The organism is Paracoccus onubensis, assembly GCF_003591515.1.
GTDB classification, from domain to species: Bacteria; Pseudomonadota; Alphaproteobacteria; order Rhodobacterales; family Rhodobacteraceae; genus Paracoccus; species Paracoccus onubensis.
The window spans coordinates 79,014-105,930 of sequence record NZ_QZCG01000003.1 but is presented as its reverse complement, the minus strand read 5'-3'; the positions used below and the strand labels follow the sequence as shown (position 1 = coordinate 105,930).

The 26,917-nt window shown below is 62.7% G+C and carries 31 protein-coding genes; 4 read left to right on the top strand and 27 right to left on the bottom strand.

The genetic code is table 11. From position 1 onward, the window contains the following. From D3P04_RS05505 to D3P04_RS05425, 17 genes are all read right to left on the bottom strand, one after another. Positions 1-282, bottom strand: a complete 282-nt coding sequence (locus tag D3P04_RS05505) for a VirB3 family type IV secretion system protein (protein ID WP_119746735.1) — start codon at positions 280-282, stop codon at positions 1-3. Then, positions 282-611, bottom strand: a complete 330-nt coding sequence (locus D3P04_RS05500) for a TrbC/VirB2 family protein (protein WP_119746733.1) — start codon at positions 609-611, stop codon at positions 282-284. Before D3P04_RS05500 ends, D3P04_RS05505 begins: the two co-directional genes overlap by 1 nt. Continuing rightward, positions 608-1,540, bottom strand: a complete 933-nt coding sequence (gene trbB, locus D3P04_RS05495; RefSeq protein WP_456299487.1) for a P-type conjugative transfer ATPase TrbB — start codon at positions 1,538-1,540, stop codon at positions 608-610. The genes D3P04_RS05500 and trbB overlap by 4 nt, the downstream gene beginning before the upstream one ends. Positions 1,541-1,895: 355 nt before the next feature. Continuing rightward, positions 1,896-2,573 (bottom strand): UPF0149 family protein, encoded by a 678-nt coding sequence (locus D3P04_RS05490; RefSeq protein ID WP_119746729.1) that lies wholly within the window; start codon positions 2,571-2,573, stop codon positions 1,896-1,898. A gap of 20 nt (positions 2,574-2,593) precedes the next feature. After that, a complete protein-coding gene (locus tag D3P04_RS05485; RefSeq protein ID WP_119746727.1) occupies positions 2,594-3,727 on the bottom strand; it encodes a Fic family protein in 1,134 nt (377 codons plus the stop codon). A gap of 457 nt (positions 3,728-4,184) precedes the next feature. Continuing rightward, positions 4,185-4,553 carry a CopG family transcriptional regulator gene (locus D3P04_RS05480; protein ID WP_456299485.1) on the bottom strand — a complete coding sequence of 123 codons (369 nt, stop codon included), beginning with the start codon at positions 4,551-4,553 and terminating at the stop codon, positions 4,185-4,187. Between the two features lie 63 nt (positions 4,554-4,616). Next, the gene (locus D3P04_RS05475) at positions 4,617-6,602 is read right to left on the bottom strand and encodes a conjugal transfer protein TraG (protein WP_119746723.1); all 1,986 of its coding nucleotides are present in this window, start codon (positions 6,600-6,602) and stop codon (positions 4,617-4,619) included. A 25-nt stretch (positions 6,603-6,627) separates the two neighbouring features. After that, on the bottom strand, positions 6,628-8,367 hold the full coding sequence (locus tag D3P04_RS05470) for a relaxase/mobilization nuclease domain-containing protein (protein ID WP_119746721.1): 1,740 nt from the start codon (positions 8,365-8,367) through the stop codon (positions 6,628-6,630). 243 nt (positions 8,368-8,610) lie between these two features. Then, positions 8,611-9,372: a lytic transglycosylase domain-containing protein gene (locus D3P04_RS05465; protein ID WP_119746719.1), complete on the bottom strand. Its 762-nt coding sequence runs from the start codon at positions 9,370-9,372 to the stop codon at positions 8,611-8,613. Continuing rightward, a complete protein-coding gene (locus tag D3P04_RS05460) occupies positions 9,369-9,710 on the bottom strand; it encodes a DUF736 domain-containing protein (protein ID WP_119746717.1) in 342 nt (113 codons plus the stop codon). Before D3P04_RS05460 ends, D3P04_RS05465 begins: the two co-directional genes overlap by 4 nt. Positions 9,711-9,757: 47 nt before the next feature. Next, on the bottom strand, positions 9,758-10,294 hold the full coding sequence (locus tag D3P04_RS05455; RefSeq protein ID WP_119746715.1) for a S26 family signal peptidase: 537 nt from the start codon (positions 10,292-10,294) through the stop codon (positions 9,758-9,760). After that, positions 10,291-10,818 carry a DUF2840 domain-containing protein gene (locus D3P04_RS05450; RefSeq protein ID WP_119746713.1) on the bottom strand — a complete coding sequence of 176 codons (528 nt, stop codon included), beginning with the start codon at positions 10,816-10,818 and terminating at the stop codon, positions 10,291-10,293. The genes D3P04_RS05455 and D3P04_RS05450 overlap by 4 nt, the downstream gene beginning before the upstream one ends. After that, entirely contained in the window at positions 10,815-11,978 is a 1,164-nt protein-coding gene (locus D3P04_RS05445; protein ID WP_119746711.1) for a replication initiator protein A, read from the bottom strand. The genes D3P04_RS05450 and D3P04_RS05445 overlap by 4 nt, the downstream gene beginning before the upstream one ends. Positions 11,979-11,996: 18 nt before the next feature. Next, on the bottom strand, positions 11,997-12,278 hold the full coding sequence (locus D3P04_RS05440) for a helix-turn-helix transcriptional regulator (RefSeq protein ID WP_119746709.1): 282 nt from the start codon (positions 12,276-12,278) through the stop codon (positions 11,997-11,999). A gap of 139 nt (positions 12,279-12,417) precedes the next feature. Next, complete coding sequence (locus tag D3P04_RS05435; RefSeq protein ID WP_232844896.1) at positions 12,418-12,906, bottom strand: DUF2285 domain-containing protein; 489 nt, start codon at positions 12,904-12,906, stop codon at positions 12,418-12,420. Then, positions 12,845-13,195 carry a transcriptional regulator domain-containing protein gene (locus tag D3P04_RS23525; RefSeq protein ID WP_119746705.1) on the bottom strand — a complete coding sequence of 117 codons (351 nt, stop codon included), beginning with the start codon at positions 13,193-13,195 and terminating at the stop codon, positions 12,845-12,847. Before D3P04_RS23525 ends, D3P04_RS05435 begins: the two co-directional genes overlap by 62 nt. Positions 13,196-13,302: 107 nt before the next feature. Continuing rightward, positions 13,303-13,581: a DNA -binding domain-containing protein gene (locus D3P04_RS05425; RefSeq protein WP_119746703.1), complete on the bottom strand. Its 279-nt coding sequence runs from the start codon at positions 13,579-13,581 to the stop codon at positions 13,303-13,305. 425 nt (positions 13,582-14,006) lie between these two features. Between D3P04_RS05425 and D3P04_RS05420 the strand changes: the two genes are divergently transcribed. Together D3P04_RS05420 and D3P04_RS05415 are read left to right on the top strand one after the other, a co-directional pair. Next, the gene (locus tag D3P04_RS05420; protein ID WP_220475272.1) at positions 14,007-14,474 is read left to right on the top strand and encodes a mobile mystery protein A; all 468 of its coding nucleotides are present in this window, start codon (positions 14,007-14,009) and stop codon (positions 14,472-14,474) included. Then, the gene (locus tag D3P04_RS05415) at positions 14,471-15,061 is read left to right on the top strand and encodes a mobile mystery protein B (RefSeq protein WP_119746700.1); all 591 of its coding nucleotides are present in this window, start codon (positions 14,471-14,473) and stop codon (positions 15,059-15,061) included. Before D3P04_RS05420 ends, D3P04_RS05415 begins: the two co-directional genes overlap by 4 nt. 93 nt (positions 15,062-15,154) lie before the next feature. Here D3P04_RS05415 and D3P04_RS05410 read toward each other — a convergent pair whose 3' ends face one another. From D3P04_RS05410 to D3P04_RS05385, 5 genes are all read right to left on the bottom strand, one after another. Then, positions 15,155-15,556, bottom strand: coding sequence for a single-stranded DNA-binding protein (locus tag D3P04_RS05410; protein ID WP_119746698.1), 402 nt, complete (start codon positions 15,554-15,556; stop codon positions 15,155-15,157). 706 nt (positions 15,557-16,262) lie between these two features. Next, the gene (locus D3P04_RS05400; protein WP_119746693.1) at positions 16,263-16,679 is read right to left on the bottom strand and encodes a hypothetical protein; all 417 of its coding nucleotides are present in this window, start codon (positions 16,677-16,679) and stop codon (positions 16,263-16,265) included. A gap of 163 nt (positions 16,680-16,842) precedes the next feature. Beyond that, positions 16,843-17,778: a DUF2493 domain-containing protein gene (locus D3P04_RS05395; protein ID WP_119746691.1), complete on the bottom strand. Its 936-nt coding sequence runs from the start codon at positions 17,776-17,778 to the stop codon at positions 16,843-16,845. A gap of 338 nt (positions 17,779-18,116) precedes the next feature. After that, positions 18,117-19,160, bottom strand: a complete 1,044-nt coding sequence (locus D3P04_RS05390; RefSeq protein ID WP_119746689.1) for a DUF7146 domain-containing protein — start codon at positions 19,158-19,160, stop codon at positions 18,117-18,119. Beyond that, positions 19,160-23,515 (bottom strand): strawberry notch-like NTP hydrolase domain-containing protein, encoded by a 4,356-nt coding sequence (locus tag D3P04_RS05385; RefSeq protein WP_119746687.1) that lies wholly within the window; start codon positions 23,513-23,515, stop codon positions 19,160-19,162. The genes D3P04_RS05390 and D3P04_RS05385 overlap by 1 nt, the downstream gene beginning before the upstream one ends. A 175-nt stretch (positions 23,516-23,690) precedes the next feature. Here D3P04_RS05385 and D3P04_RS05380 point away from each other — a divergent pair, with 175 nt between their 5' ends. Next, positions 23,691-23,984 carry a hypothetical protein gene (locus tag D3P04_RS05380; protein WP_119746685.1) on the top strand — a complete coding sequence of 98 codons (294 nt, stop codon included), beginning with the start codon at positions 23,691-23,693 and terminating at the stop codon, positions 23,982-23,984. A 451-nt stretch (positions 23,985-24,435) separates the two neighbouring features. Further along, positions 24,436-24,648: a hypothetical protein gene (locus D3P04_RS05370; protein WP_182912744.1), complete on the top strand. Its 213-nt coding sequence runs from the start codon at positions 24,436-24,438 to the stop codon at positions 24,646-24,648. A 46-nt stretch (positions 24,649-24,694) separates the two neighbouring features. Here D3P04_RS05370 and D3P04_RS05365 read toward each other — a convergent pair whose 3' ends face one another. From D3P04_RS05365 to D3P04_RS05345, 5 genes are all read right to left on the bottom strand, one after another. Continuing rightward, entirely contained in the window at positions 24,695-24,994 is a 300-nt protein-coding gene (locus tag D3P04_RS05365) for a type II toxin-antitoxin system RelE/ParE family toxin (protein WP_119746679.1), read from the bottom strand. Further along, positions 24,991-25,272: a type II toxin-antitoxin system ParD family antitoxin gene (locus tag D3P04_RS05360; protein ID WP_119746677.1), complete on the bottom strand. Its 282-nt coding sequence runs from the start codon at positions 25,270-25,272 to the stop codon at positions 24,991-24,993. Before D3P04_RS05360 ends, D3P04_RS05365 begins: the two co-directional genes overlap by 4 nt. A 67-nt stretch (positions 25,273-25,339) precedes the next feature. Then, positions 25,340-25,984, bottom strand: a complete 645-nt coding sequence (locus tag D3P04_RS05355) for an antitoxin of toxin-antitoxin stability system (protein ID WP_119746675.1) — start codon at positions 25,982-25,984, stop codon at positions 25,340-25,342. Beyond that, positions 25,977-26,393, bottom strand: coding sequence for a hypothetical protein (locus D3P04_RS05350; protein WP_119746673.1), 417 nt, complete (start codon positions 26,391-26,393; stop codon positions 25,977-25,979). The genes D3P04_RS05355 and D3P04_RS05350 overlap by 8 nt, the downstream gene beginning before the upstream one ends. A gap of 69 nt (positions 26,394-26,462) precedes the next feature. Continuing rightward, the gene (locus D3P04_RS05345) at positions 26,463-26,810 is read right to left on the bottom strand and encodes a hypothetical protein (protein ID WP_147391890.1); all 348 of its coding nucleotides are present in this window, start codon (positions 26,808-26,810) and stop codon (positions 26,463-26,465) included. Positions 26,811-26,917: the final 107 nt, after the last annotated feature.

Sequence of the window (26,917 nt, the reverse complement as noted above, 5' to 3'; positions counted from 1 at the left end):
TCACACCGCCAGATGACCGGGGACACGCAGATGCCGCCGCGCGACCTCGACAAAGAGCGGATCGCGTTTTGCGGCCCAGACGGCGGCGATATGGCCCAAAGCCCAGATCAGGAGACCCGCGAGCCAGAGTTGGAGGCCCAGGCCGATGGCCCCGGCCAGCGTGCCGTTCAGGATGGCGATGGACCTCGGTGCGCCGCCGAGCAGGATCGGTTCTGTCAGGGCGCGATGCACCGGGACGGAGAAACCCGGCACCGCGTCGAGTTGCTCGAAAACGGCCGCCATTACACCAGAATCCCGCCGCCGAAGCTGAAGAAGCTGAGAAAAAACGAACTGGCCGCGAAGGCGATGGAGATCCCGAAAACGATCTGGATCAGCCGCCGGAACCCGCCGCCGGTATCGCCGAAGGCCAGCGTCAACCCGGTCATGATGATAATGATCACCGCGATGATCTTCGCGACCGGCCCCTCGATGGATTCGAGGATCGATTGCAGTGGCGCTTCCCAGGGCATGGAGGAACCCGAAGCATGGGCGGCACGGGTCGTGAGACTGACCCAGGTGACGGTCGCTGCGGTGGCGATATGATAGCGAATGCGCATGGCATGGCGGATCATGCGGAATCTCCTTCCGGATGGATGACGGGGGTGATGCGGTAATCGCCGTCCGGGCCGAGCCCATGGACGCGGGCGAGTTCAGAAAGACGGCGCGCGGCTCCGCGCCCCGAGAGCACGGCGATCAGATCCACAGTCTCGGCGATCAGCTCGCGGGGGACCGTGACCACGGCCTCCTGAATGAGCTGTTCCATCCGGCGCAGTGCGCCCAGTGCGGAACCCGCATGGATGGTGCCGATGCCGCCCGGATGGCCCGTGCCCCAGGCCTTCAACAGATCGAGCGCTTCCGGACCCCGCACCTCGCCGACCGGGATCCGGTCCGGGCGCAGGCGGAGCGCCGAGCGGACGAGATCCGACAGCGAGGCCACACCCTCCTTCGTGCGCATCGCCACCAGATTGGGGGCCGCGCATTGCAGCTCGCGGGTATCCTCGATGAGCACCACGCGATCCTGCGTCTTCGCCACCTCGGCGAGCAGCGCATTGGTCAGCGTCGTCTTGCCGGTCGAGGTGCCGCCGGCCACGAGGATATTGGCCTGCGTCGCCACGCCGAGGCGCAGCGCCTCGGCCTGCAGCCGGGTCATGATCCCGGAGGCGACGTAATCGTCGAGCGTGAAGACCGCGATGGCGGGCTTGCGGATGGCGAAGGCCGGGGCCGCGACCACCGGCGGCAGCAGCCCCTCGAAGCGCTCTCCCGTCTCCGGCAGCTCCGCCGAGACGCGCGGCGCCCCGGCATGGGTCTCCACACCGACATGATGCGCCACCAGCCGGATGATCCGTTCGCCATCCTCGGACGAAAGCCACTCATCCGTGTCGGACAGACCTTCCGAGAGCCGGTCGATCCAGAGCCGCCCGTCGGGGTTGAGCATCACCTCGACGGTCACGGGATCCTCCAAAAACCGGGCGATCGCCGGCCCGAGCGCCGTTCGGAGCATCCGCGCGCCCCGCCGTATCGCTTCCGGTTTCCGATGGGTGTCGTCCATGCCGTCCCCGCTTCCCTGCTGGGCGCCTCCAACAGGCAGCCCTGGATCGGGGACAAGTAAAAGAACCCGATTTTGCGGCGTTTCAACAGGTTTTGGGCGGGCGTCGTAGTCTGGCGTGCATTTACAGGAAAACGGCGGTTTTGCCCTTCATGTCGACAATCCATGCACGCGACCAGGCTTCCCGGTTGATTCGATCATCCTGCTGATTTCGCGGCTACGTGGATGTTACCCGATCATCGCCTGTGCATTCCCGGCAGTTCTGGAGGGTCACATCGTGGAACTGCAGGTTGATAATCATCCGCGCTTGTCAGTTCTTCCCACAACATTGCTTGTACTTGCGTCCCGAACCGCAGGGACAGGGATCGTTCCGGCCGGGGCGTTTGCTCCGGAGCAGGCCATGGGAAACGCTTCCGGCACCCATGCCAAGCTCGGGCCGCGACACGAGCAGGATCGCGGCCACGCAGTTGGGAATCAGATCGGGTGCCTGGAGGTCGATCTCATCGATCTCTTCATCGGTGGATTTGCTGATCCCCTCGTTGATGTCCTGCAGGGCAAACAGGAAGATCAGCGATGACCGCGTCTCGTCATCTGCCTGTTCGAGTACGGTCTGCCAGGCTTCGGGACGCAAACGCAGCGCCCAGGCGAAGCCATCGACCCATGGCTCCCAGAGCGTCTCGTCACTGTTCGGATCCACCTCATAGATGGGTTCGATCCAAAGAGTCTTCGTCATCTCCGATGCGACTGAATTGTAATGCGCCTTCACGGCCGAAATCGTTTCTTCGGCCGTCGTCAAATCCGGGAAATTGGCCTCACCGGTCTCGCCCCAGACATGTGGAAGCCATTCGGAGGGAGGGACAAGATCGGGACAGGCCAGGATGCCGGTCACATAACCATCGAATTCGCTCAACGTCATGGGAAAGTTTTCCTGCGGCAGAGCCGACAGGAGCTTATCAAGGCGATCGAGGTCCTGATCCGAGCAGCTCATGATATGTCTCCCCCAACGCTTCAGACTTTCAGCAGATCAAGTAGTGGATCAAAGGCATACATGGCGGCGCGACGCCCCGAGGCTGCTTCGATCGTGCGCAACAGGCCAGCTTCGACGAGGCGGCGTGACAGCGCGCGTGCCGAAGATGGCGGGATTCCGGAGCGATCGACAAACCGGTCGTTTCGGAAGATCGGACTGGCGAACACGAAGTCCAATGCCTGATCATGGAACTGCGAGTTCAGCACGTCACGGAAGCGTTCGCGCATCTCACTGTGCAGTCCGAAGATCGCATCTGCCGTCTGGATATTGACCGTCGCTTGCGCGTGCATGGCCTGGAGGAAAAATGCAGCCCATCCAGTCCAATCGCCGGTTGCCGAGACCGCGCGCATCCACTCGATATACTCGTCCTTATGGGCCTCGAAATAGCCCGAGACGAAGAAGTTCGGCTGATGCAGGACGCCGAGCTTCCAAAGCATCAGGGTAATCAGCATACGGCCGATCCGGCCATTGCCGTCTTCAAATGGGTGCAGGGCCTCGAATTCGACATGCGCTATGGCTGTGCGGATCAGCGGCCGCATCGTGCTTTCGTTGATATAGCGCGCGAGCTCGGCCATCGCTGGGCCAAGATGCTCGGGAGCAATCGGGACATAAGAGATCTTTCCCCGTCGTTCGTCCCCAATATAGTTCTGCTCGACCTTGTAGCTTCCGGGACGCTTGCGGGCGCCGCGGCCAAACGAAAGCAGCTGCTGATGGGCTGTCCGGATCAGGTATTCGCCAAGCGGCGCTCCCTCGGCAAGCGCTTGCTGGGCATTCCGCAGGGCGCGGGAGTAGAGATAGGTCTCGACATCGTCGTTTCTGGCCTCGCGATAGGGATCTGCGCTGCCTGCGTCTTCCTCGGCCTCCAGCCGGTAAAGTTCCTCGATGGTCGAGATCGTTCCCTCCATTCGGGAAGATGTGACCGCATCCTGTCGACGCAGGGGGGCGAGGAACAACTCGCTGTTCACCATGCCTGACATCTTGGCATCGTACCGCGCAAGGGACGCCGCGGCTTCTTCGAGCGGCCCAAGAAGGGCCTCGTAGTCGAGGCTGGCCGGGGGAAAAGCGCCGGTGTGATAGAATACGGCCTCTGTCAGATCATAGGGTTTGATGGCCATTTTAACGCCAATTCTGTTATCAACGGGTTTTGACGCCAACCTAATCACACCAAGGAAGCTTGGCAACAGAATATGGCCACATTCTGACATCAAACAGCGTTGTCGCCAAGCATCTGCTATCAAGCGCATTTGATAACAGGCATCGGCCAACACGTTCTCATCAAACCGCGACACCATACGAGTTCAGCCCGCCCCTGCCTCATCCTGCGTAAAGCATTATCGGGCGATCTTCTATTTAGAGATCGCTGCGGTGTCCGTTCTTGCCAAATGACGGGTAAGGGGCGAATGATCCCGCGGATAGAGGCCGAAATCGGGTCAGATGCTTACGAAACGTCATTTCCGTGTTTCAAACCAAATCGAAAGAACGGCAGAAATAGGCTTAGCGGGTAACGCGCGCGTCACGGTTTTCCTCAAGGCAAACCGGACACGCATTACTGATCGAATATCGCGAATCCTTTCATGACTCTGATCCGTTTTTGTCCTCCGATATTTCTTGCCGAAGTTTCGGTCCCTGCGCCAGCCGACGACCAAGCGCGGTGATGAAGGCCTGATATCGCTCGCCGGCCTTGGCGCGCGCGGCCTTCGCCGCCGGCTCGGGCAATGCAGGTGTGGTGGCGAGCCAGAAGCGGATGAACACCGCGAGGCTTTCCACGGCAATGCCAAGGTCGCGCTCCATCCGCGTGATCCGGCGATCGAGCTGATCCAGGCGTTTCGCGACAATCGCCTCGCGGCGCTCCACATCGTCCGGCGACAGAAACGAGGCGATGGCGGCCTCGGCAATCATCGATTGCGACCGGTCGCGGCGCGCCGCGAATTCCGCCAGCATCCGCATCACCTCTGGATCGAGATAGGTGGTGAACTTTGTTTTCTTTCGCGGATTGGCCATGCGCTACAGATCCATACCGTCATCAGGATCCAAGGAAACCTGCCGCGCGACACCCCGCATCCGGCGTGACATTTGCTGGTTTCGGATGACCTCCTCATCCGTATCATCGGCCAGGCCGAACTCGAACTCGCTTTCGATGGACGCCTGTTTCTCCGCCGCACCTGCCCTGCCAAGCTCAGGCTGTCGGCGCCGTTCGGATTCTGTCGGGTCTTCGTCGTCAGAGGACTCCGGAATCTGCTCATCGACATTCTCGGGCCGAGCAGGAGAGCGCAAATGGCTCCATGCATCGGCGGCGGGTTTGTCCTTATGGGCCAGGTCGGGCGGCGAGAGCAGGCGTTCCGTGAACCGCGCATCCAGATAATAGCGCGCCTTCTTCGCCCGGATCGGTGGTGTCCCCGCCACCATGACGATCTCGTCATCGGGCGGTAGCTGCATGATTTCACCGGGGGTGAGCAGAGCGCGCGCTGTTTCCTGCCGCGAGACCATCAGATGTCCGAGCCAGGGCGAAAGCCGGTGACCGGCATAGTTCTTCATCGCCCGCATCTCGGTGGCGGTACCCAGGGCATCGGAGACACGTTTCGCCGTGCGCTCGTCATTGGTGGCAAAGCTCACCCGCACATGGCAATTGTCGAGGATCGAGTTATTCGGCCCGTAAGCTTTCTCGATCTGGTTCAGTGATTGCGCGATCAGGAAACTCTTGAGTCCATAGCCCGCCATGAAGGCAAGCGCGGATTCGAAGAAATCGAGCCGGCCGAGGGCGGGAAACTCGTCTAGCATCAGGAGCAGACGATGACGACCGGAATTCGCCTGCAGGTCCTCGGTCAATCGCCGGCCGATCTGGTTGAGCAGCAAGCGCATCAGTGGCTTTGTGCGATTGATGTCCGAGGGTGGCACGACCAGATAGAGCGTGGTTGGCTGATCGCCGCTGACGAGATCGCGGATTCGCCAGTCGCAGCGCCGCGTGACCTGCGCCACGACCGGATCGCGATAGAGACCGAGGAAGGACATGGCCGTGGATAGCACGCCCGAGCGTTCGTTCTCGGACTTGTTGCGCAATTCGCGCGCGGCGCTGGCGACGACGGGATGCGGCCCTTTCACCCCGAGATGCGGGGTGCGCATCATGATACGCAGGGTCGATTCCACCGGACGCTTCGGATCGGACAGGAACTGGGCAACACCCGCCAGGGTCTTGTCGGGCTCAGCATAGAGGACATGCAGGATCGCACCCACGAGGAGCGCATGGCTGGTCTTCTCCCAATGGTTGCGCCGCTCGAGGCTGCCTTCCGGATCGACCAGGATATCGGCGATGTTCTGGACATCACGCACCTCCCATTCACCCCGGCGCACCTCAAGGAGCGGATTATAGGCCGAGGAGTGCGGGTTGGTCGGATCGAAGAGCAGGACGCGGCTATGGCGCGACCGGAAACCAGAGGTGAGCTGCCAGTTCTCGCCCTTGATGTCATGAACGATCGCCGATCCCGGCCAGGTCAGGAGTGTCGGCACGACGAGACCGACACCCTTACCCGATCGCGTCGGCGCGAAACACAGCACATGCTCGGGGCCGTCATGGCGCAGATAGTCACGCTCGTAGCGGCCGAGTACGACACCGTCGGGACCGAGAAGACCCGTGGACCTGATTTCCCCTTTCCCCGCCCACCGGGCTGAACCGTAGGTGGCGACGTTTTTTGCCTCCCGCGCCCGCCAGACCGACATGCCGATGGCGACCGCGATCGCGATGAAACCGCCCGAGGCGGCGATGATCCCGCCCCGGGCAAAGATCGGCGGCGCATAAGCCTCGAAGAAATACCACCACCAGAAGATGGCCGGTGGGTAATAGACAGGCACGCCGAAGATCTCGAACCAGGGCGGGCCCAGCTGCGTCTGGTAGCCGAAGCTCCAGGCGACATATTGCGTGGCGCCCCATGTGGTGGTGAGGATGATCAAAAAGACGATGATGACCTGTCCCCAGAGGATTCTGGTCGCGGACATGAGTATGGTTCCTTTCCATTCGGTATCAAAGGCCGAGCCCACGCTTGCGCCCGAAATCCCAATCGACCCCGCCATCACCGCGGGAGACACCGGAGACTTCGCGGCCAAGTTGTTTTTCGAGCGACGGTGACCAGGGCACGAGCTGGAATCCGAGGCCATCGCCGATCATGGCAAACCGCCCGGAAGAAAGCGTGAATCGCTGGCGATACGTGCCGGTGACATATTCTCCGGTCTCGGCGCGGCTGAACGGGAGGCCGGTCTCGCGGGCAAGCCTGTCGCCAAGCGCATTGACTTCGCGGTCGCGCAATCTCTTGAGCAGGCCGCGCGCGAAGACGACGCGGCCGGCTTTTCGTTCGGCGAGACCTTCGTCGACCAGGTGATCGGCACGGGTTTCAAGCGCCTGCCGGACCTCGGCTCCGAAACCGGATTCCGAGAGTGCTATCGGATCGCGGGACACGGCTCGCCGATCAAGCCATGTCGCCCCCGGCGCATTGATTTGTGCCTGCAGATCGAGATCGGACCGAATGGCAAGGGCGACACGGCGGTTGCCCCGCGCGTCATCATAGCTGCGCAGTTCGACGATCGAGCCGGGCACACTGTCACCGGCGGCATCGAGATGCGGCAGCCTGATATGATGGGTCCGGCCGTCCACGCCATCGACCACGGCATAGGCGGTGCCTTTCAATTCGTCATCAAGTCCACGCTCCAGCAACCGCCCGATGACAGGCGTATCAAGGCTTTCCCCCGCCAGCACGTAATCCGAGGAACCACGTTCGATGCCGCGTTCGGTGAGCGCGCGATGCATCCGCTTGATGATATCGCCGCGCTCGCCCAGTTCCCGCAGAACCGTTTCGGCCCGATCCCTGATATGCCATTGACCCGGGCCCAGCTGGTCGGCGAGGCCCAATATTTCCAGTTTCCGGAGCCGACCGAGTTTCAGCGCATGAAACTCGTCCGGCTTGTGATCGGGGCTCGGAGCGAGATCGATGATGCCGGTTTTGCCGGCGTCGCGAAGAAGCTGCCGGTCGAGCTGGGTCCAGCGCTCTGCCGAGATCTGCCGCTCGAGGCTGCGGCGGATATCGAGATCGGTCCGTGGTCCCAGCTCCAGGGTGATGAGATCACGCGCCCGGTCCCGCATCCCCTCCTTGATATAGTCGCGCGAAATCACGAGGTCCTGGCCGTCATCGCGGACTCCACGGACGATCAGATGGACATGCGGATGTGCCGTATTCCAGTGATCGACAGCTACCCAGTCCAGCCCGGTGCCGAGATCCTTTTCCATTTGGCGGGCGAGATCGCGGGTGAAGGATTTGAGATCGGACATCTCCACCGCGTCGTCCGGCGAAACGATGAAGCGGAAATGATGGCGGCCATGCCTGCAACGCTCGGCGAAGGCGCGCCCATCGGCCTCCCCCTCGCCCGGCCCGAACAGCCGCGCCTTCTCCCCGTCCCGGGTCACGCCCTCGCGGCGCAAATAGTCGAGATGCGTTCCCAGTGGCGCGGATCGCGCATTGTGTCGAACCACGCGGGCCTTGATGACGGCACCTCGGCTACGCGACGTGATGAGGCGATTGGCCTGGATGCTGGCGCGCTGGCCGCGTCCGAAACGGGAGCGATTGCTGGAGACAACGCGGCCGGTTCGCGAGACGCCGCCCCCGGCCCTTTTCGCGGCGGCCAGTGCCTGGGCGACAAAGGGCCGGGCCGCTTGAGCGCGGGTCAAGCGGATGTGCCCCGGACGGATGCGGAATTCGCGCTCATCATTCATAGCACCACCCCACACGGTGCAAAACAGCGCGGAATGTCAAAGATTTGAACGGTAAGCGCACGGTGCACGAAGGTATCGCACGGTGCGGAATGCACCGAAAACATGAACCAGAACAACCGCCCGCCAGAGCCGCACCGTGCGGGCTTTTATCCTGCCATGCCCCGGTCGTGACACCCGCCGTCGCCCCCTGCCCGCTCCATAGGGCGCCGAGATACGATAGGATACGCATTGTCGGGAAGTTGCTCATTGCCGATCCCCACCGGCATGGCTGGCAACGAACAACCCGTCAGTCAGAGGCGCGGCACGTGATTCCGGTGTCGTCGAGAGGGAAGAACCAGTACTGTCCGATTGGTTGCCGGGCGAACTTGGCACCGAATCAGAAACGCCATTATCGTGCGCAACGAAGATCGGCGCTTCACGCCAGTCCCGCGGTTTAGCTGTTGCAATAACAGAGTCCGACGGCCGTTCGCCACGCAACACGGGCGCAAGCGACGCGACATAGGCGCGGGTCTCAGAGGGCAGCGGACGATCCGTCTGTCGGTATTCGTCGTAGCGCGCCGGACCGGTATTATAGGCCGCGAGCATTGCGGCGACATTGCCGTATCTGACCCACATCTCGCGCAGGTAAGCCGTGCCCGCGAGAATGTTGTCGCGTGGGTCATGGGGATCTTCGCCGAGACCATAACGAATACGCAGGTCGGCCCAGGTACCGGGCATAATTTGCATCAGTCCCATGGCACCCGCAGATGAAACGGCATGCGGACTTCCGGCACTTTCCACTCGCATCACGGCCATGATCCATGCCGACGGAATGTCGAAGCGTTGCGAGGCCTCGGCAATATGGGTGTCATACGGATGCAGGGTGACTGCACGATCCGCCGCAACTTTCTGCGCCAGAACCGGCGGCGATGCAGTGGCGAAAATCAGGCCGGAAAGAAGAAGGAGAATGATGCGGCGGCGCGCACCGCATCTTCCGAAACCGAAACAAACGCGGAGATTAGTCATGACCCCTCCCGTTCGTCACGTTTTTTCGGACGGGCCCAATGCAGACCCCAATCACGGCCCTCCTCGTCCGACTGGAACAGGCGGGCACGGATCGGTTGCTGGAACATGGGATCATCGAGCAGCACGGCAATGAACCTGCCCGCGCGTTCGCCGGAATGTTTCCAGCCCGCGCCAACCTCCGGTCCGTTCTCATCGCCGAGATGAATCCGGTAGGCTGGCGCATTCTCATTCTCGAGATTCTCTGTCGGAACGAGCGTCAGTTCCAGGTCGAGCGAGAGTGTCCGGATGCGCCCGGAATAACCGGATGGCGTCCGGGTGAATTGGCCGATTTGTGCCATGGTGATGGTCTCCTCTATGCAGGGTTGGGAATGAGATGAACGTGCGGTCACCCGCGCCAATTGAGACGACCGGTGCCATCCGTAAGGGTGAGGATCGGGACAGCCCGGCCGATCACCGACGAGGCAGGAAACGGCCCGAAATAACGGCCGTCGAGACTGTCGCCGACCTGCGGATTCATCAGGAAGATGTTGCCATCGGCGAGCTGTCGGCAGCCCTGCCAGACAGGCAGATCGCGGCCCCGGCTGTCGCGCTCGCGCGCCTCGCCGAGCGGGTTGGCGTCGATGGTAACATTGCGGCCAGTGCGACAGACACGCTGCCCGGGCAACCCCATGACATGTTTCAGGATCGGTGTATCACGGGCGATATAGCCCCGCTCAACCATGAACCCGGCAAACGGTTCGGGCGGCATGACAGCGACGAGATCGTTGAGTGCAAGGGTTTCGCTCGGCGCAATGAGATAGAGCCCGATCGGCACGCTGGCGGTGGCGCTCCAGACCAGTTTCGGGGCAATCGGACCAACGCTGACGGCAGCAATGCCGAGTACAGAAACGGTCGCGATCATGACGTAACCTCTGCGTGTCATGGGGCAATCTCTCGTCGGCGCAGCCATGCCCGATGGCGTGCGGTCGTGTAAGCACGCGGCGCCTCGCCCGCGCGCATCCAATGCGCGACATGACGCCAGTGATCGGGATCGGTCTCGACAGGATCGATGCCGACGGCCTCGATCCTGTCGACATGCAACAGCACCTCTTCGACTTTCGGCCAACCATGGATCTTCAGCAGGATCTCGGCCCCCGGACGCACAGAGGGAAGCGTCTGATAGGCCTCGCCCGGCGCGACGGTCCGCAGAATATCGATCCGCGAGGTCACCGTGCCGTAATCATTCGCCACCCAGCGAATGAAGGCAAAAACGGTATTGGGCGGGAAGAAAACGATATGCCGGTTCCGATCGATGACCTGCGTGCCGGCGGCATGACCAAACCTGATCCAGTGTTCGATTTTTCCCTTCACCCAGGTCAGGTCGACGCATGTGAACTCGTCCGGAAGCTGCCTGCGCCAGGTCACACCAATAGTGTCGCTCTTCCGATCAGGGTATCCAGCACTCATGGGTTTCTCCCCGACGGCTTCAGAAGCAGCTGTGGAAATTCAGGCGCTTCGGAAGCCAAAGCACCGCCCTTTTTGCCTGCTGATTGATCGGAGAGTTCGCTCTTTTTCTCGGCCAGGCCGACGCTTCGGACAGTGCTGCGGCGGGAGTTTTCCACAGCGCGGCCGCCCTCTTCAATGTTAGACTCTCCGTTAGATTCTAAGTTACGGGCGCGATTTTCCGTTATTCTTTGGTCATTTAACCCCGATCTCGGTTCCCAATCGCACGCGACGCGGGTTCCGGATGGCACGGGTTCAGGGGTTCCCATTCGCACGAACGGTTTCACAGGTTTTCCACAGGGCGCGGTCGGTTTGAACGCAAGGAGCGATCGGCCGCCAGGATCGATCTCGTGCGACAGCCTGTAACCCGGCAAGGCCTGACGGCGAATGATGCCACGCAGCTCGAAGGCGAAGCGCTTGAACGCAGACAGGCTGCCGGATTTCTGATGCAGATGATGGAAATCGAAGCGCCAGCCGCGGCGCTGCCGACCGCCATGTTTGCGCACGAGACGGTAGAGCCAACGCTCGATCCCGCCGGTCAGGTCGAAATATGCCCGATCGATGGTGAGGACCAGCGCGTCATCGAGAACCGCCCGATAAAACCAATCCGGCAAGATCATCTCGATGCCGTCCGGATTTCCGGCGCCGTCCCTGCGATCCTTCCATTCATTGATCCAGGAGAAGCGATGCTGTCGTCCCTCGGCCAGCTGACGTATTGTCGTGCTCACGGTTGTGGATTGCAGGCGGTCGAGCCCGGCTTTCAGGCGCCGATAATCGCGCACCGACGTGCCTCTGCCGATAAAACTCAGGATCTCGTAAGGTGTGGCAACCATCAGTCGGGATGTCTGGAGTCCGGCATCGCGCGCCTCGACGATCTGGCTTGCCGCCCAGATCAGGATATCGGCGTCCCAGATCGTCGCCATGCCATATTCGGGGACCGCCTCGACCCGGATGACCACGTTGCCGGAAACAAAATCGATCGGTGTGATCCGATGGGTCTTTGACAGGGAAAAGAAGGGATAGGCCATGAGATCCTGCGCGTCGCGTGGCGCGAAATCACCGGGAAGCACCCTGAACAGAGCGAGCTGTCCGCGCTCGGAACGGGAGGGATGTCGCGCTGTCATGCGGGAATCCGGCTGCCGTCAGACTGCATAGCGGCCGGGTTGCGCCACATCCGGAAGCGTCTGGCGCTTCGCGGGCAGAACGGATCCACGTGGATCGGAGGTCGATGTCATCGTGCCGCGGTCGGCCCAGGCTTCAAGCTCGTCTATCGCATAGACAACCCGGCCGCCGAGTTTGCGATAAACAGGGCCTGTCCCGTAGGTCCGGTGCTTCTCAAGCGTCCGGGCCGAAAGGCTCAGGAACTCGGCCGCCTCCTTGGTGCGCAGAAAGCGCGGTGGTTGTAGGGCGTGTGCATGTGGCATGGGTCGGCCTCCGTGACGTTGCGGGTGGCCGCCGGGGATCAGCGGCGGATTGCGACCACGGTGGCGCAAAAGAGTCGGTGAGTTGCAGGGCGAAGTTGGGGGGTATTGAAATCGCCCACCGGCCGGAGCGAAAAATCTGCTAGGGTCGGCGGCGATGACGCAGGAGTTTTCGATAGCCGCCCGCAATCATGACACGGGCATCGCGCTGCAGCGCCTTGATGGCGTGACGCGCCGAGGATGCTTGCCAATCGTCACGGTCAAGAAGCCCGATCTTCAGGATGGTCTGTGCGATCTCCTGCTGCGTTGCGCCTGCCCTGTGGCCATCGAAAGCACGCAGCATCCTGCGCTGGCGCGCGCGTTGCTGCCGGGTTAGGCGTGTGTCGGGCGGAATGGCCCGGCCATGCAGGGCCGAGAGAAATCGATGAACGGCTTCGAGCCGATCAAAGCCTTCGAGGCCGAGCGGAATGACGGTGGCTACGACCGCCCTGTCTTCGATGCCGCAATCGACGATCTGGAGGTATTGCCCCTCACCAAGCGCATAGCGAAACAGGGCTGTATCATCGTCATCAAGCGGTGGAGGCGCGCGCCAGGATCCAATCGGATCGGCGGTCCGACACCCATCCAGCACCGAAGGAGCTTCGGTCAGGACAACTACGCTGGTATCCTCCTCCGGCAGCCAGAAGACCGGTGCATCGGGAGGAGCAGCGAGGGGATCGACCGGGAAATCGCAAACCCCACCGCCGACGGATTCGCTCCGTCAGCGTGGCGGGGTCTCCCTGGTCAGTGGCCGAGGCTTCGAAATCCGCGTCATAGGCATCGTTGCGACGGAGCCACTCCCAGGCCAGATCGGATGGCGTCAACACATCCAGATGCTCGTATTCCGCCGAAGAACGCCATGTCGATGCGTCGGGTGTCATCGTGGTCCTCCCGGTTATTCAGTTCAGGGTGTCGGAAAACCTACGATTCCTGATCGAATGGGCCTGGGGTAGTCAGGCAAGGATCAACAGGTGATGCCGGACGTGCATCACGAATTCTTCCGCTGGCTTTCCCGGACCAGTTCACGATAACCGCGCTCCGTCATCCAGTGCGCCCGCGCCAGATGCGCATCATGAATGGATCGGTAGCGCTCGGGGTCCTGCTCGGGGTCGATGCCAAACAGGACATGCACGGCCTCGCGCCAGTCAGCGCCATCGCGCTCGGCATCGAGCAGTCGCATATAAAGTTTCATATGCGCGCGATCATAAGTTGTGAGCGTTTCGCCAGTCGGCGGTTCATCCAGAAACGTCTCTGTCTGCCTTGCCATCGATCCCCCCAATCCTCACGCATGTCATGCTTGTTAAACATCTCCTATGGAAGATAGCCATCTTCCTTGACAAGAATGCGTCGTTACGCGGTCCCCGACTCTGCCTTCCAGTGCCTATCCAGCCATGCAGGAGCAACGCATCTCTTCCCTCCTGTCCTTTGCCAGAAGGTCGATACCGGCTGGTTTTGCGCTGGTGATCCGACGGGGTGATGCAACAATCGGAAATTCCCACCGTTACCTCCATTCACTTGGATCTCGGATCGACACTTGTCCAGGTTGATCATTACGACCCTGCTCCGCTCAGAAGGCATATCTATTGAAGCCCTTCTGTATACGATTGGCATATTTATTGATATAATTATTGATATCTTTAGGCTATCTATATATAATCTTTATAAAGAAATTCGGATATCAATAGATACACCATGCTCAACGTCAAGGACACGGCAAAACGCCAGGCCGCGCGCGCACTCGATCAAGTGGCGAAGCAATTCGCGGGCATCAGGAGGCCGCGCAGCGGATGGATCATGTCCATGCGCAAGGCGCTTGGCATGAGCGCGCCCGCGCTTGCAAAACGCGCCGGCGTCACCAAGGCAGCCATCTATCAGGCCGAGAGGAAAGAGCTGGAAGGCGGCGTGACTCTCAAGCATATGGAGAAACTCGCCGAAGCCCTTGGCGGCCGCTTCGTCTATGCGATTGTCCCCGAAACCAGCATCGACGATGTGCTGCGCGACCAAGCGCGCAGAAAGGCAGAGGCGATCGTCAAACGTGCCAGCGCCCATATGGCGCTCGAGCAACAATCTCTCTCCTCCGGGGATACGCAGCGCCAGATAGAGGAACTGACCGAAGAGCTGCTGCGGGATGTGCCTGCCGATTTCTGGGAGGCGCCATGATTTTCGGCGAGCCGGAAGGCGCGACACCGCTCGATCCGGATGAAATCGCCGGGTTGAAGTTCGATCACGTCACCACGCGCAGCGAGCTCGATGAGCTCGAACAGGCCAATATCACCCAGGGTCTGCGATGGCTCGGACGGCGTCGCGGCGGGGATGTCCTGACGGATGAGTTTATCCGCCAGTTGCATATCCGCCTGTTCGGCGATGTCTGGACATGGGCCGGAACCTACCGGCAGCGCGAGAAGAATATCGGCATCGCGCCATTTCAGATCGCGGTCCAGATCCGCTACCTGCTCGATGACGCGCGCTATTGGGTCGAGCACGCGACCTACGCGCCGCTGGAAGCCGCGGCACGGTTTCATCACCGTATGGTGCAGATCCATCCCTTCCCGAATGGCAATGGTCGCCATGCGCGTATTGCGGCAGATATCTTCCTGGACGACTATTTCGACCATCCGGCCATCGAATGGACCAGCGGCTTCGATCTGCAATCCGACAATGCAAGGCGGAACGTCTATATCGCCGCGTTGCGCGCGGCGGATGGCGGTGATTACGCCCCCTTGCTCGCATTCGTCGGCGCAATCTGATGCTACCAGCGGAAGTTCCTGGTCTTCCCACGTGATCCGATCGTCACGCGGGAAAACCCGGCGGCTCGCGCCGCCGGGTTCTTGATTTCCGCGTCAAAACGGAATGTCATCATCATCGATGTAATTGCCGTCATCATTCTCGGTCTGCCTGGCCCGGCTCAGGAAATCGACCGTCTCGGCGATGATCTCGCAGCCATAGCGGTCAACGCCCTGCTGGTCGGTCCATTTCGAGTAGTGGATGCGGCCACGCACCAGAAGCTTCATGCCCTTCTCGCAATATTGCCGGACCGTCTTGCCGAGGCCGTTGAAGCAGGTGATGCGGTGCCATTCCGTGTCCTGGACCCGATAGCCGTTCTCGTCGCGAAGAACCCGGCCTTCCGCATAGCGGGGGCGCGAGGTGGCCAGGGTGAAATGGGTGATGGTGGTTCCGCCCTGGGTGGTGCGGGTTTCGGGGGCCTGACCAATGTTGCCGGCGAGGATAACGATATTTTGCATGGGTTTTCTCCGTTGCTTCTTCGGAGGGACCATCCCTCCGATGAAACCCGCCCGAGACCGTCGGGAGACAGCTGCAACCGCCGATCCATCGGCGGCCTGCCCCCAAGGCCCGGAGTGGTGCGGGCAGGCGCGTTCCGCGCCAACACGGTCCGGAGCCGCGGGGGTTGCCGATGGAAACCGAACGGGCTTAGGGGATCGATCAGGAGGAGGGATTGGTGCATTCGAGAGCAAAACGGGGACGCACCGCAAAACCGGTATCCCTGCCGGAAAGAGTGATCAGGTCAGGTCCTGGAAACCCGCAGCATCCGGAACAACAGTATCTGCCCCATTTCCGGCCAGACCCGCGTTTTCCGCAGGAAGGTCGGGTTCTTCGGGACGAGAGCGATCACGCAATCGGGTCTTGGGACGCGGTCTGGCAGTGCCCTCATATCGGCCAACCATGGGCCGATCCGGTGATATTGCGAGAAGGCCGACAGAAGCTGCCCGCGATCACCTCCACGGAACGAAATGGGCTGGCGCAGCAGGGATTGGCCAGGCCATTTTTGCGAGATCGCTGCCGATGGCCGAATTTCCACACCGGGCAACACGGACCGAAAGGAATAGCAATGATCCCATGATGCAATGATTTTCTGCGTCCACGGAAAACCAAGGTCCCGGTGCCGCAAACCGCCAGATTAACCCAGGCGTATCGGGTCATAGCAGTGGTTCAATCCGAGAAGACCGACTCCCCAAGCGCATTCAGTTGGGCAATGGCCGCGATACCGATGATCAGCCCGCCAATTCCGCCAAGCAGATTGATGGCAACGCCCGAGTCGATGAGATTCTTCGTGATGCCATGGACAAACGCATAGCCGGCGATCATCGCGGGCACCGCAAATCCGGTGAGCGCAACGAGACGTAGGACCGGACTCTTCGCAAAGACGAGCACCGCGATCACCAGCGTCATCGAGAGGAGCGCGGCACCGATGGCGGCAAAGCCCGACATCAGAACACCGGCTCCGGCCGTCCAGGCATATTGTGCGGCGGTGATGGCGACCATCACGGGCAAGGCCCAGATCGCGAGATGATATGCGATCACGCAGGCGACAATGGTCAGAAAAATGGCAAGCAGGATCAGCGTCATGGAAGCCTCTGGATAGGTGAATGAAGATCACGTCAGGCTGCCAGAGGATACGCTCCGCCTGCGACTATGCTGTTTCGCCGGTTCTGCAAGGATAGCGTATTGAACGATGAACAAGCCATAGCGTCAAGTATTGGCGGCTGAAACAGCCGCCAGACGGCGGCGCTTACGCGCCACCGTCAAACTTCATGACCGGGATGCCGAGCTTGCGGGCCTTGTCGGCGAGGTTCTCCTGGATCCCGCTGCCGGGGAAGACGAGGACGCCAACCGGGAGGGCGTCCAGCATGGCATCGTTGCGCTTGAAGGGTGCGGCCTTGCCATGCTTCACCCAGTCGGGCCGGAAGGCCACCTGCCGTACCTTGCGGTGGTCAGCCCAGCGGGAGGCGATCAGTTCCGCTCCCTTCGGGGAGCCGCCGTGCAGCAGCACCATCTCGGGGTGCTTGGCATGGACCTGATCGAGCTTCGCCCAGATCAGCCGGTGATCGTTGAAGTCCGCGCCGCCGGTCACGGCCACCTTGGGACCGGCGGGCAGCATCACCTCGGTCTCGGCCCGGCGCTTCGCGGCCAGGAAGTCGCGGCTGTCGATCGTCGCGGCGGTCAGGTTGCGATGGTTGACCATCGAGCCGGTGCGGGGCCGCCAGGCGCTGCCGGTGTAGTGCTCGAATGCTTCGGCGGCGAGGTCGCGGAAGAGTTCCATGCTGGCGCGCCGTTCGATCAGGGTCTGCCCCTCGGCGGTGAGGCGTTCGAGTTCGACCGATTTCACCTCGCTGCCATCCTGTTCCCGCTGCATCCGGCGCTGCGCCTGTTCGTTGCCGTCGAGATCGCGCTCCACCCGGCCGGTGGCGCGGTGGAAGAGATTGACGGTCCCCCAGAGCAGCTCTTCGAGATCGAGCTCGAGGCGGGTGTCGCCGAGAGTCGCGACGAGGGCGTCGAAGATGTCGGTAACGGCGGCGGCGACGGTCTTGCCCTCGGGCAGCGGTCTTGGATCGGGTTCGTCCTGGAAGGGGCGCCAGCCGTAGAGCTGGAGCTCGGAGAGGGCGTGATCGGTCTGGGAGGAGCTGTGGACCGGCTCGTTGCCTGCATATTCGGTTTCGTATTCCATCGGTTGCGTCCTTTGTCTGGAGACCGCGCCCATCGCGGCCTTCGCAGGCGTCGACGCGCACGGGTGGGATGGGTTGGCAGCCCTCGCCCGCTCCGCGAGGGCCTCGATGGCCAGGTGCGGCTAATTTGCCTTTCGCGATGCAAAGGCGGGGCTCGTCCCCGTCGGCGGAAATTAGCCGGACGCGGCCATTGCCTGCCCGTCCCGTTTGTGCGCCGATCGCCCTCTCGAGACAGGCCGTGGGTGCGGGACTCTCCGGTGATGGATGCACCTGCCGATGGCGAAGGACCGAAACCGGCAGGGGCCAAGCCGGGCCACGCCTTCGGGGACCAATCACGGCTTCACCCCTCCAAGAACCGGCGAACGTCCTCAGGATGAAGTTGATCCTTCAAACCCGTAATGAGGGAATCGACACCAAAGCGTCGCAGATCGTCGTTGAAATCACCCTCGCGCGGCGTGAGCGATATCGCCTCGATCCCGAGACTCGCTGCCCTGGCGACTAGGCTGTCCCTCGCACCGTCCCCGGCCGGATCGCGATCCTTGATGACATAGAGCCGGCGCAGGGATGGCGGGAACAGGAGAGCGGCGAGGTGGGCGGCCGAAAGCGCCGCCAGCATCGGCATGCGGGGCAGAACCTGACGGGGCGACAGCACGGTCTCAATGCCCTCGCCGGCGGCGAGCACCTCATCGGCGGCGCCGAAGCGGACAGCATGGCCGAGAAGGTCGCCCATCGCCCGCCGCGGTGTCTCGACAGGTGCCTTGCCGGAACCGTCCGGAGCGAGCCAAGTGCGATGCACGCCGGTCTGGTTGCCGGCAAGATCGGTGACGGCAGCGACCAGCGCCGGCCTGATCTCGGTGGGCGAATGCGCGTCAGGTCTATAATAGCACCGGGGATGGTAGCGCAGCGCGGCGGTGCCCGAGAGGGAGGTGATCGCCCGCCCATGCAGGTAGATCTCCGCGAGCGTGCCGCTGATTGGCTGCGCCATGGCGAAGAGGCGGCGCGACGCTTCAGGCGAACCGAATGCCATGCTGGACGTGCTGCCGGTCGGCGTCCTGGTCTTTTCCGGCTGGGGATGCGGGAGGGCGAGAAACCGGCGCGCTTCTTCGGCCACGTCCCTGAAGTCGGCGAGGCCAAGCGTCTCGCGGATAACGTCGAGCAGATCGCCATGCTCTCCGGTCGATGCGTCGGACCATTTGCCAGCTGCGCCCTTGCCGGATTCCGACCCGGTCAGGCGCACGAACATGGACCGGCCGGGGTTGTTCCGCACATCGCCGACCAGCCAGTATCGCCCGGCGCGATGGCCGGACGACAGGTAGTGGCGGCATACCGCCTCGGCCTCCCGGCCGAGACGGATCGCCAGTTCCGATGCATCAAGGCGGGACATCACCCCGCCTCGCGCGCGCCGATGCGCAGTGCGGGCCAGCGGGTGAAGATCTTGCCGAGAACCGTCGGGCCGCTGGCATCGACGGGCACGAACATGCGCAGCTTCCATGAGATGATCTCGTGGAAGAGACCATAGGCCGTGAGGCACTGGCGCATGCTGTCGGTAAAACCGGAGAGTTCGATGCGGTTCGCGCCCATGACCCGGACCCGGCGAAGCTGGAGCCCCTCGGCGAGATCGAGGATCGTCCGGCCTTCCATCAGCGCCGCGAAAGCATCTTCCGGCATGGCCGAGGTGATGCCGGTCGTGGTCGCGTTTGCCGCCCAGGCCGGCGAGACCTTGCGGCCGATGATGCGCTCGCCCGCATCGGTCTGGAGCCGATAGACGCGGGTGGAGTCGTTCGGCAGCCGCTTCCAGATCGGCAGCAGCAACCCCGTCACCATATGCAGCGTGGACTCGGCGAACTCCGGCACCTCCGCGAGTTCCGCCTGCCAGACGGTAGCGAAGGCATCCCGATCCGCCTCGACCCAATGGGTCTCGCCCATCATCCTGACCGGGACGTTCTGGGCCTCCATCGGCCGGATCAGGCGGACGCGGCGCTCGATCTCGCCATCGTCCAGCATGACGCTGGTGGTCGGAATCTGCACCGCTGCGCGCCCCGAGCGCTCATTGATCAGCAGCTTGACGCGTGGATCGTCGAGTTCGGCAAGGGCGGCGTCGAGCGTCACCGGGTGGTTGCGCTTGCGCTCGGTGATGGTCAGCAGGCTGGTCTCGGCCCCGGTGCGGGGGTGGGTGTAGATCACCTGCCGGTCGGTGACAGTGAACGACTCCGCCCGCAGCGTCTCCAGCCCGGCATCATAGGTGCCCGAGGCGATGGCGCCCTCGATCCGCGCCGTCAGCAACCCTTCAAAGGCCGTGAACAAGATGCCCTGAAGCTCGATGGTCAGCGCCAGCAGACGGTTGAGGAAGGTGGTGATGGCGGGCAACTCGTCCTTGATGCCGTTCGAGTCCATCAGCTTCAGCCCGGTGGCAGCCTCGAACCGCTCCAGTGAGCAACCCTCGATCTTGCCGCGCACCAGCAGGAGATAGAGCTGGCGCAGCGCGTCGCGGGCATAGTGCGATTCCAGGTTATCTTCCGGCCGGAACAGGCCCTGGCCGCCGGTCTGACGCTGGCCGCGCGTGATCGCGCCCAGCGTGTCGAGGCGACGGGCGATGGTCGAGAGGAAGCGCTTCTCGGCCTTCACATTGGTCGAGATCGGCCGGAACAGCGGCGGTTGCGCCTGGTTGGTGCGGTGTGTGCGCCCGAGCCCCTGGATGGCCGCATCGGCCTTCCAGCCCGCTTCGAGCAGGTAGTGGACTCGCAGCCGGGTGTTCTTCGCCGAGAGTTCGGCGTGATACGACCGGCCCGTGCCGCCCGCATCGGAAAAGACCAGCACACGCTTGGCATCGTCCATGAACGCCTGGGTCTCGGCCAGATTGGCCGACCCCGCGCGGTTCTCCACGACAAGCCGGTCGATGGTGACGCCATTGCCGGGTTTGCGGACGATGCGGCGCGACCGGCCCGTCACCTCGGCCACCGTATCGGTCCCGAAATGCTGGATGATCTGGTCGAGCGCGCCGGGGACCGGCGGCAGGCTCGCAAGGCTCGCGATCATCTCGTCCCGCCGCGCCACCGCCTCGCGGCTCTCGACCGGCTGGCCGTCGCGAGTGACCGGCCGCGAGGACAGGTTGCCCTCAGAATCCGTGAAGGGCTCGTAGAGCTGGACCGGGAAGGAATGGGCGAGATAGTCCAGGACATATTCGCGCGGCGATAGATCCATTTTCAGATCGCCCCATTCCTCGGTGGGGATCTCCGCCAGCCGCCTCTCCATGAGCGCCTCGCCGGTCGAGACTATCTGGATGACGGAAGAATGGCCCGCGTCCAGATCGGTCGTGATCGCGCGGATCAGCGTCGGGGTCTTCATGCTCGTCAACAAATGGCCGAAGAACCGCTGCTTGGCGGATTCAAAGGCCGAGCGCGCCGCACATTTGGCCTGCCGGTTCAACGTGCCGGAACCGCCGTCGCCGCCGGTGATGTTGGCGGCCTGCATCGCCGCATCGAGGTTGTTGTGGATGATGGCGAAGGCATCGGCATAGCTGTCGTAGATGCGGACCTGTTCCGGCGTCAGCTCATGGTCGAGCAGCTCGTATTCGACGCCTTTGAACGACAGCGAACGGGCGGTGTAGAGACCGAGCGCCCGCAGGTCGCGGGCCAGGACCTCCATCGCCGCGACGCCACCGCCCTCGATGGCCTCGACGAACTCGGCCCTGGTCGAGAACGGGAAATCCTCGCCGCCCCGGAGGCCGAGCCGCTGCGCATAGGCGAGGTTGTGGACGGTGGTGGCGCCGGTCGCCGAGACATAGACGACGCGGGCCTGCGGCAGGGCGTGCTGGAGGCGCAGCCCGGCGCGACCCTGCTGGCTGGCGGCGACATCGCCGCGCTCTCCCTTGCCGCCGGCGGCATTGGCCATGGCATGCGCCTCGTCGAAAATCACCACTCCATCGAAGTCCTTGCCCAACCATTCGACGATCTGCCTGACCCTGGAAACCCTTTCTCCGCGGTCGTCGGAGCGCAGCGTGGCATAGGTTAAAAATAGGATGCCTTCGTTCAGGGTGATCGGCTTGCCTTGGGGGAATCGCGACAGCGGCGTGACCAGCAGACGCTCCATGCTAAGCGCCGACCAGTCGCGCTGCGCATCCTCCAGCAGCTTGTCGAACTTCGAGATCCAGACCGCCTTGCGCCGCCCCTGCATCCAGTTGTCGAGGATGATGGCGGCGGATTCCCGGCCCTTGCCGACGCCGGTGCCATCCCCGATCATGAAACCCTGCCGGAAACGGATGGCGTCCTTGGCGTCCTCTTGCGCGGCCGACAGAGTGTCGAAGGTATCGTCCACCGTCCACGCCCCGGCAAGAAAACCGGCATGGGCCTCGCCGGCATAGATCACGGTTTCCAACTGCGCCTCGGACAGCTTGCCGAGAATGTCGGCGGGCAGCGTGGGGCGATAGCTCGGTTTGGGGGGCGCGATGCTCGCCATCGAGGCGGACTGCACGAGCTGGGTCGGATGCGCCTGCGCTCCGGCGATGCGGATCGTCTGAAGACCGTAATCCTCATAGATCGCATCGGAGAGGCGGCCGTCTTCGGCCGCTGCCCAATCGACGGTCTCATAGGCGAGTGGCACACCTTCCGGCTCGGCCAGAGGCGCGCCGGGTGCGGCCTTCGCGGCCCGGTTGACATAGCCACGCACCGTGCGAGGGGCGGTGGTTGCGGCAACCGGCACGGCAATGCCGGGATCGACCGGCAGCCGCGGGGGCAACTGATCCGCCAGCCAACCCATCAGCGTGGGCACGTCCGGCGCGACGCCGGGCGCTGCCGGGAACACCGTCGGATCGTCGGCAGGCAGCTTGTCGATGACGGTCAGCCGCGTGTCGATGGTCGTGCCGTGCTTGGCATAGACCGAGCCGTCGACGGCGGCCGAGAAACTGACGCGGCCGCGTTCCTGCAGCCGGGTCCAGGAGGCCGTCCAGGCCGGATTGTCGGGGGCGAAGCTGGCGCCGGTGATGGCGACGAGCCGCCCGCCCGGCGCAAGGCGCGCCAGCGCCGAGGCGACAAGGCGGAAGGCGGCATCGGCCATCCGGCCCTCGACATTGGCCACGACCGAGAACGGCGGGTTCATCAGCACCACCGTCGGGACAAGGCCGGGATCGAGGTGATCGTCGATCTGGGCGGCATCAAGCCGGGTGACGGACAGGGCCGGAAAGAGGGAGGACAAGAGGCCGGCGCGCGTCTCGGCGAGTTCGTTGAGCAGCAAGGAGCCGCCGGCGATCTCGGCCAGGATGACGAGGAGACCGGTTCCGGCCGAGGGTTCCAGCACCCGGTCGGCGGGCGTGATCGCCGCCGCCGTCATGGCTGCGAAGCCGAGCGGGATCGGGGTGGAGAACTGCTGGAAGGTCTGGGCTTCCTCCGACCGGCGCGTATGCGTCGGCATCAGGCCGGCGATCTTGCCGAGATGCGGCAGGATCGCGGCAGGAGATCCGGCTTTTCGGAAAAGCGCTTTTCCGTATTTGCGCAGGAACAGGACCGTCGCCGCCTCGCAGGCGTCATAGGCCACCTTCCAGGTCCAGGCGCCGGTGGCATCGGACGCACCGAAGGCGGCTTCCATCGCGCCGCGCAGCGTGGCGGCGTCGACGCGCTGGCCGCGTTCGAGATGCGGTAGCAGCAGGCCGGCGGCGGCGAAGACGCAGGCTGCGGTCTCAGCGTCATGGTCGAGCGGAAGCGGCGCGGTGGCGGATGCCGCCGCGGATGCGGAAATCAGGGTCATCGGGGAATCCTCGGGAGAGCGGAAGGAACCGAGCCGCGCGGCGCTCTCTCTCGACCGCACCGGCTCAAATCCCTTCCGGCTCCACTCTCCCTCTTCCTGAATCCCAAGGCATCGGAATTGATTTTGTTCTCGTTATGTTCTATATCTGGAACAGGCTCAAACAAGGAGATTCGCCATGGACTCCACCAGTTTCACGCTGCCCGCCACCCCGCGCCAGATCTCCTATGCGAGGTCACTGGCGGTCAGGAACCACACGCTTCTGCCATGGGAGGCATTGCAGGACCGGCGGGCGCTCAGCGCCTGGATCGATGCCCAGGCCAGGATGAGACCGGCAATGCCGGACAATCTGCCGACCTCGAAACAGGTCGGTTTCGCGGAACGGCTTGCGCGTATCAAGCGGCATACGGTGCCGGATGAATGCTTCCGTGATCGGCAATTGCTCTCGCGCTGGATCGATTGCAACCGGTGAGGCCCGAACAGAAAGTTGACGGAAGTTGAATGACGGGGATGCCCACGCGCCTCTTGCGGGCGCAAATGGCCGTGCCTATCTCATTTCAGTAACCCGCCGGCAGCCACAACAGAACAAACGAGCATGCTGACGATGCGATTCCTGCTGACATTTTATTCCGAGACAGCGGACCAGTTGCGCTGCCTTGATACCGCACATCTTCCTGCGTTTCGCTCAGGCAGGATGGAAGATATTCCCGCAGCTCTGCGACAGGAGCCGGATCTGGTCATGCGCTGGATGCTCGGGTGCTACAAAATTGCGGATGTTCTTATAACTGGGCCGCAAAGTCTGAGACGGACAGAGAAGCAGGGGGATCTGATCACGGTTTATGCCCTTGATCCAGAATGCACCGTTATCGGCCTTGGAAACGACTACCACGGTGCCTGGCTGGAAATGTTCCTGCATGGAAACCATGCCGCTTGGGTCTATCGCCACCCGCAAGGCACAGATCTCGCCGACGACCGGGATGATAGCCTCGCTCGAAGAGCGGGTCACCCATCCCCTGAACACCAGTGATGCGGCCTGCCGTCAGACGGCGGACAAGATCACCGGCTACCAATCGATGTTGGATGAATTGCGCAAGGATGACGCCTGGCGGGCAGATCGTCCGGAGGAAAACGTCTGATACTCTTCCATCGCTCGCCTTTGAATCGCACCGGGTGGTGTTATGATCAGAATGTCGCCTCCCAGTTCCTGCCAGCCGCAAAGACCCGCAGGATGGTGACGGTCTCATCCCCGACCACGAAGGCAATCGTCAGGCGCCGTTCGAAACCGAGGATGCGCAAACCTGGCCGGATATCCGATCGAAGATGGCCGCGGTGAGAACCGATACCGAGACGGAGACAAAATCCTTCTACCCGCTCGATATAACCAATGGCAATCATGGGGGAGGCAGCATCAGCGATCCAGTCATAAACGCCAATAAGATCGTCCTCAGCTTCGGGGCTGAAGATTACGGGGCGTTCCTTCATGAACGCCCCGAGAGCGTCCTTGCATGATGTACGCGAATGGCACTGAACACCTCATCCGCCGATCGGGCGCGGCCGGGCTCCGCCTCCATTGCATCATAGACCGGTGCGACTTCTTCGCGCAGCCAACGCTCGACAGCCGTATTGCGTTCCTGCAATGCGCGCAGACCCGCCCGAACCACTTCACTCGCCGAGGCATAGCTGCCCGAGGCGACCTGCTCGTCGATGAAGGCCGTATGCTCGGCCGGCAGACTGACGGTGCGCTTTCCGATATTCGCCATGTTGCGTCTCCACTGGGTATGAGGAATTCATACCATTTCGTGATGCCCTTGTCATCCCGCCGATGGATCATCCGAATCGCCGGCCATCAGCAGTGAAGGTGTATTCGTTAGCGGTGATCGTCTCGTCGACCGCCTCATCCGAGGTCAGGTATTCGTATTCCCGCTCAAGCTTGCGATAGAGCCAGCGAGCGAGATCGCGCAGCGCCTCGATGACGATCTCCTCGGCATCGGCGGTCATGCCCTGCCCGGTTGGACTGTCGCGCTCAACGGAAACCGCCATGCAATACTCATGGTAATAATGACCGCGATGGCTGACGTCGGCGCGAAGCTGGTAGAAATTGCGGCGCTGGATCGCCTGAAGGGCATCGGCGATGCCGTGCAGAATAGAGTCCAGCGGGGCGTAGGACCGGATCTCCACCGTGGCGTTCTTCCGGTAGGCGTAATAGCTCTCGAACGACGCGCCGTCCCCTTGTGACCAGAAGCCCGAGAAGAAGATACGAGGCTCCTGACGCGACCCGCCGCCCATGAGGCGGATGGTGCGGGTCTTGAAGTCGATGCCGAGGATTTCCGCGATCTGCTGGAAATCCTCATAGACGGCATCATACCAGTCGTAGTCGAAGCCTCCCTCGCGATACCAGGCGCGGGCCTTGTCCTTAGCCTCGTCGGAAAGCTCGTCGAGCCGATAGACGGTGGTTTCGATGATCTCAGGCATAGGGATCGCCTCCGTCCAGAACGATCTCCAGCCAACTGCCGCTGATGACCCAGCCCATGGTCTCGCCGGTGGCGAGATCGAGAACATGCGCGCCGCCGCCGAAGGCGTTCACCCGCGCTTGTGAGCAGGTGGTGGCATATTGGAAACCCCACAATCCGGTCAGGTCGAACGCGGCGGCGCAGCGCTTGACGAACTGGATGACATGCGCGGGATCGCCGGTTTCGTCGTCGCGTATCCAGAGCCGTGTGCTGCCATGCTCGGGCTGGATGGACAAAAGGAAACCCTCGGACGGAGGGTCTTCGGCAGCGTTCTCCTCGGACAGTGCATTGTAGAGTTCGAGCGCGCGGGCCGCGTTCTCGGGCGTGCCCAGATCGAGCAGGCAGGAGAAATGGGTGTAGTAGTTGGCCATGTCAGGCTCCTGAAACGACAAAGCCCGGCGTGAAGCCGGGCGAGGATGGTTGGGGAGTTTGGCGATAGGTCAGGCAGCCTGAAGCGCCTCGATCTGCACGATACCCCGCCAGGCCGGGTCGACCAGACGGGCATCGAGGGCTGCTGCATGGAACCGCAAGTCACGCGCCGTATCGCGCTCGTCCCGATCCTGGGCCACCATCGCCTGCCCACGTAACCGACATGCCTCATGCACCACGCGCTTCGCTTCCGCCTCGGAGGCGACAGGCGCGCACCAGATCAGACCCGCCGGTGTGATCTGCCCGGCCAGACACAGTCGCTGTTGGTGGTCTTGAAGCGCTAGCAGGTTGGGTGTGTAACCCGGCAGGTATTCCGCGCGAAGCCCGCCGGGGCGGCCCCTGCGCATGGCGCTGGCCATGGCCTCGTCAAACTCGCGAAACCGGCCCAGGAGGAAGGTGGTCTGGACCGGCCATGAGCCGAGGTCCGGGTCATAAGCAACGGTTTCGCCGAGGCAAATCAAGCTGA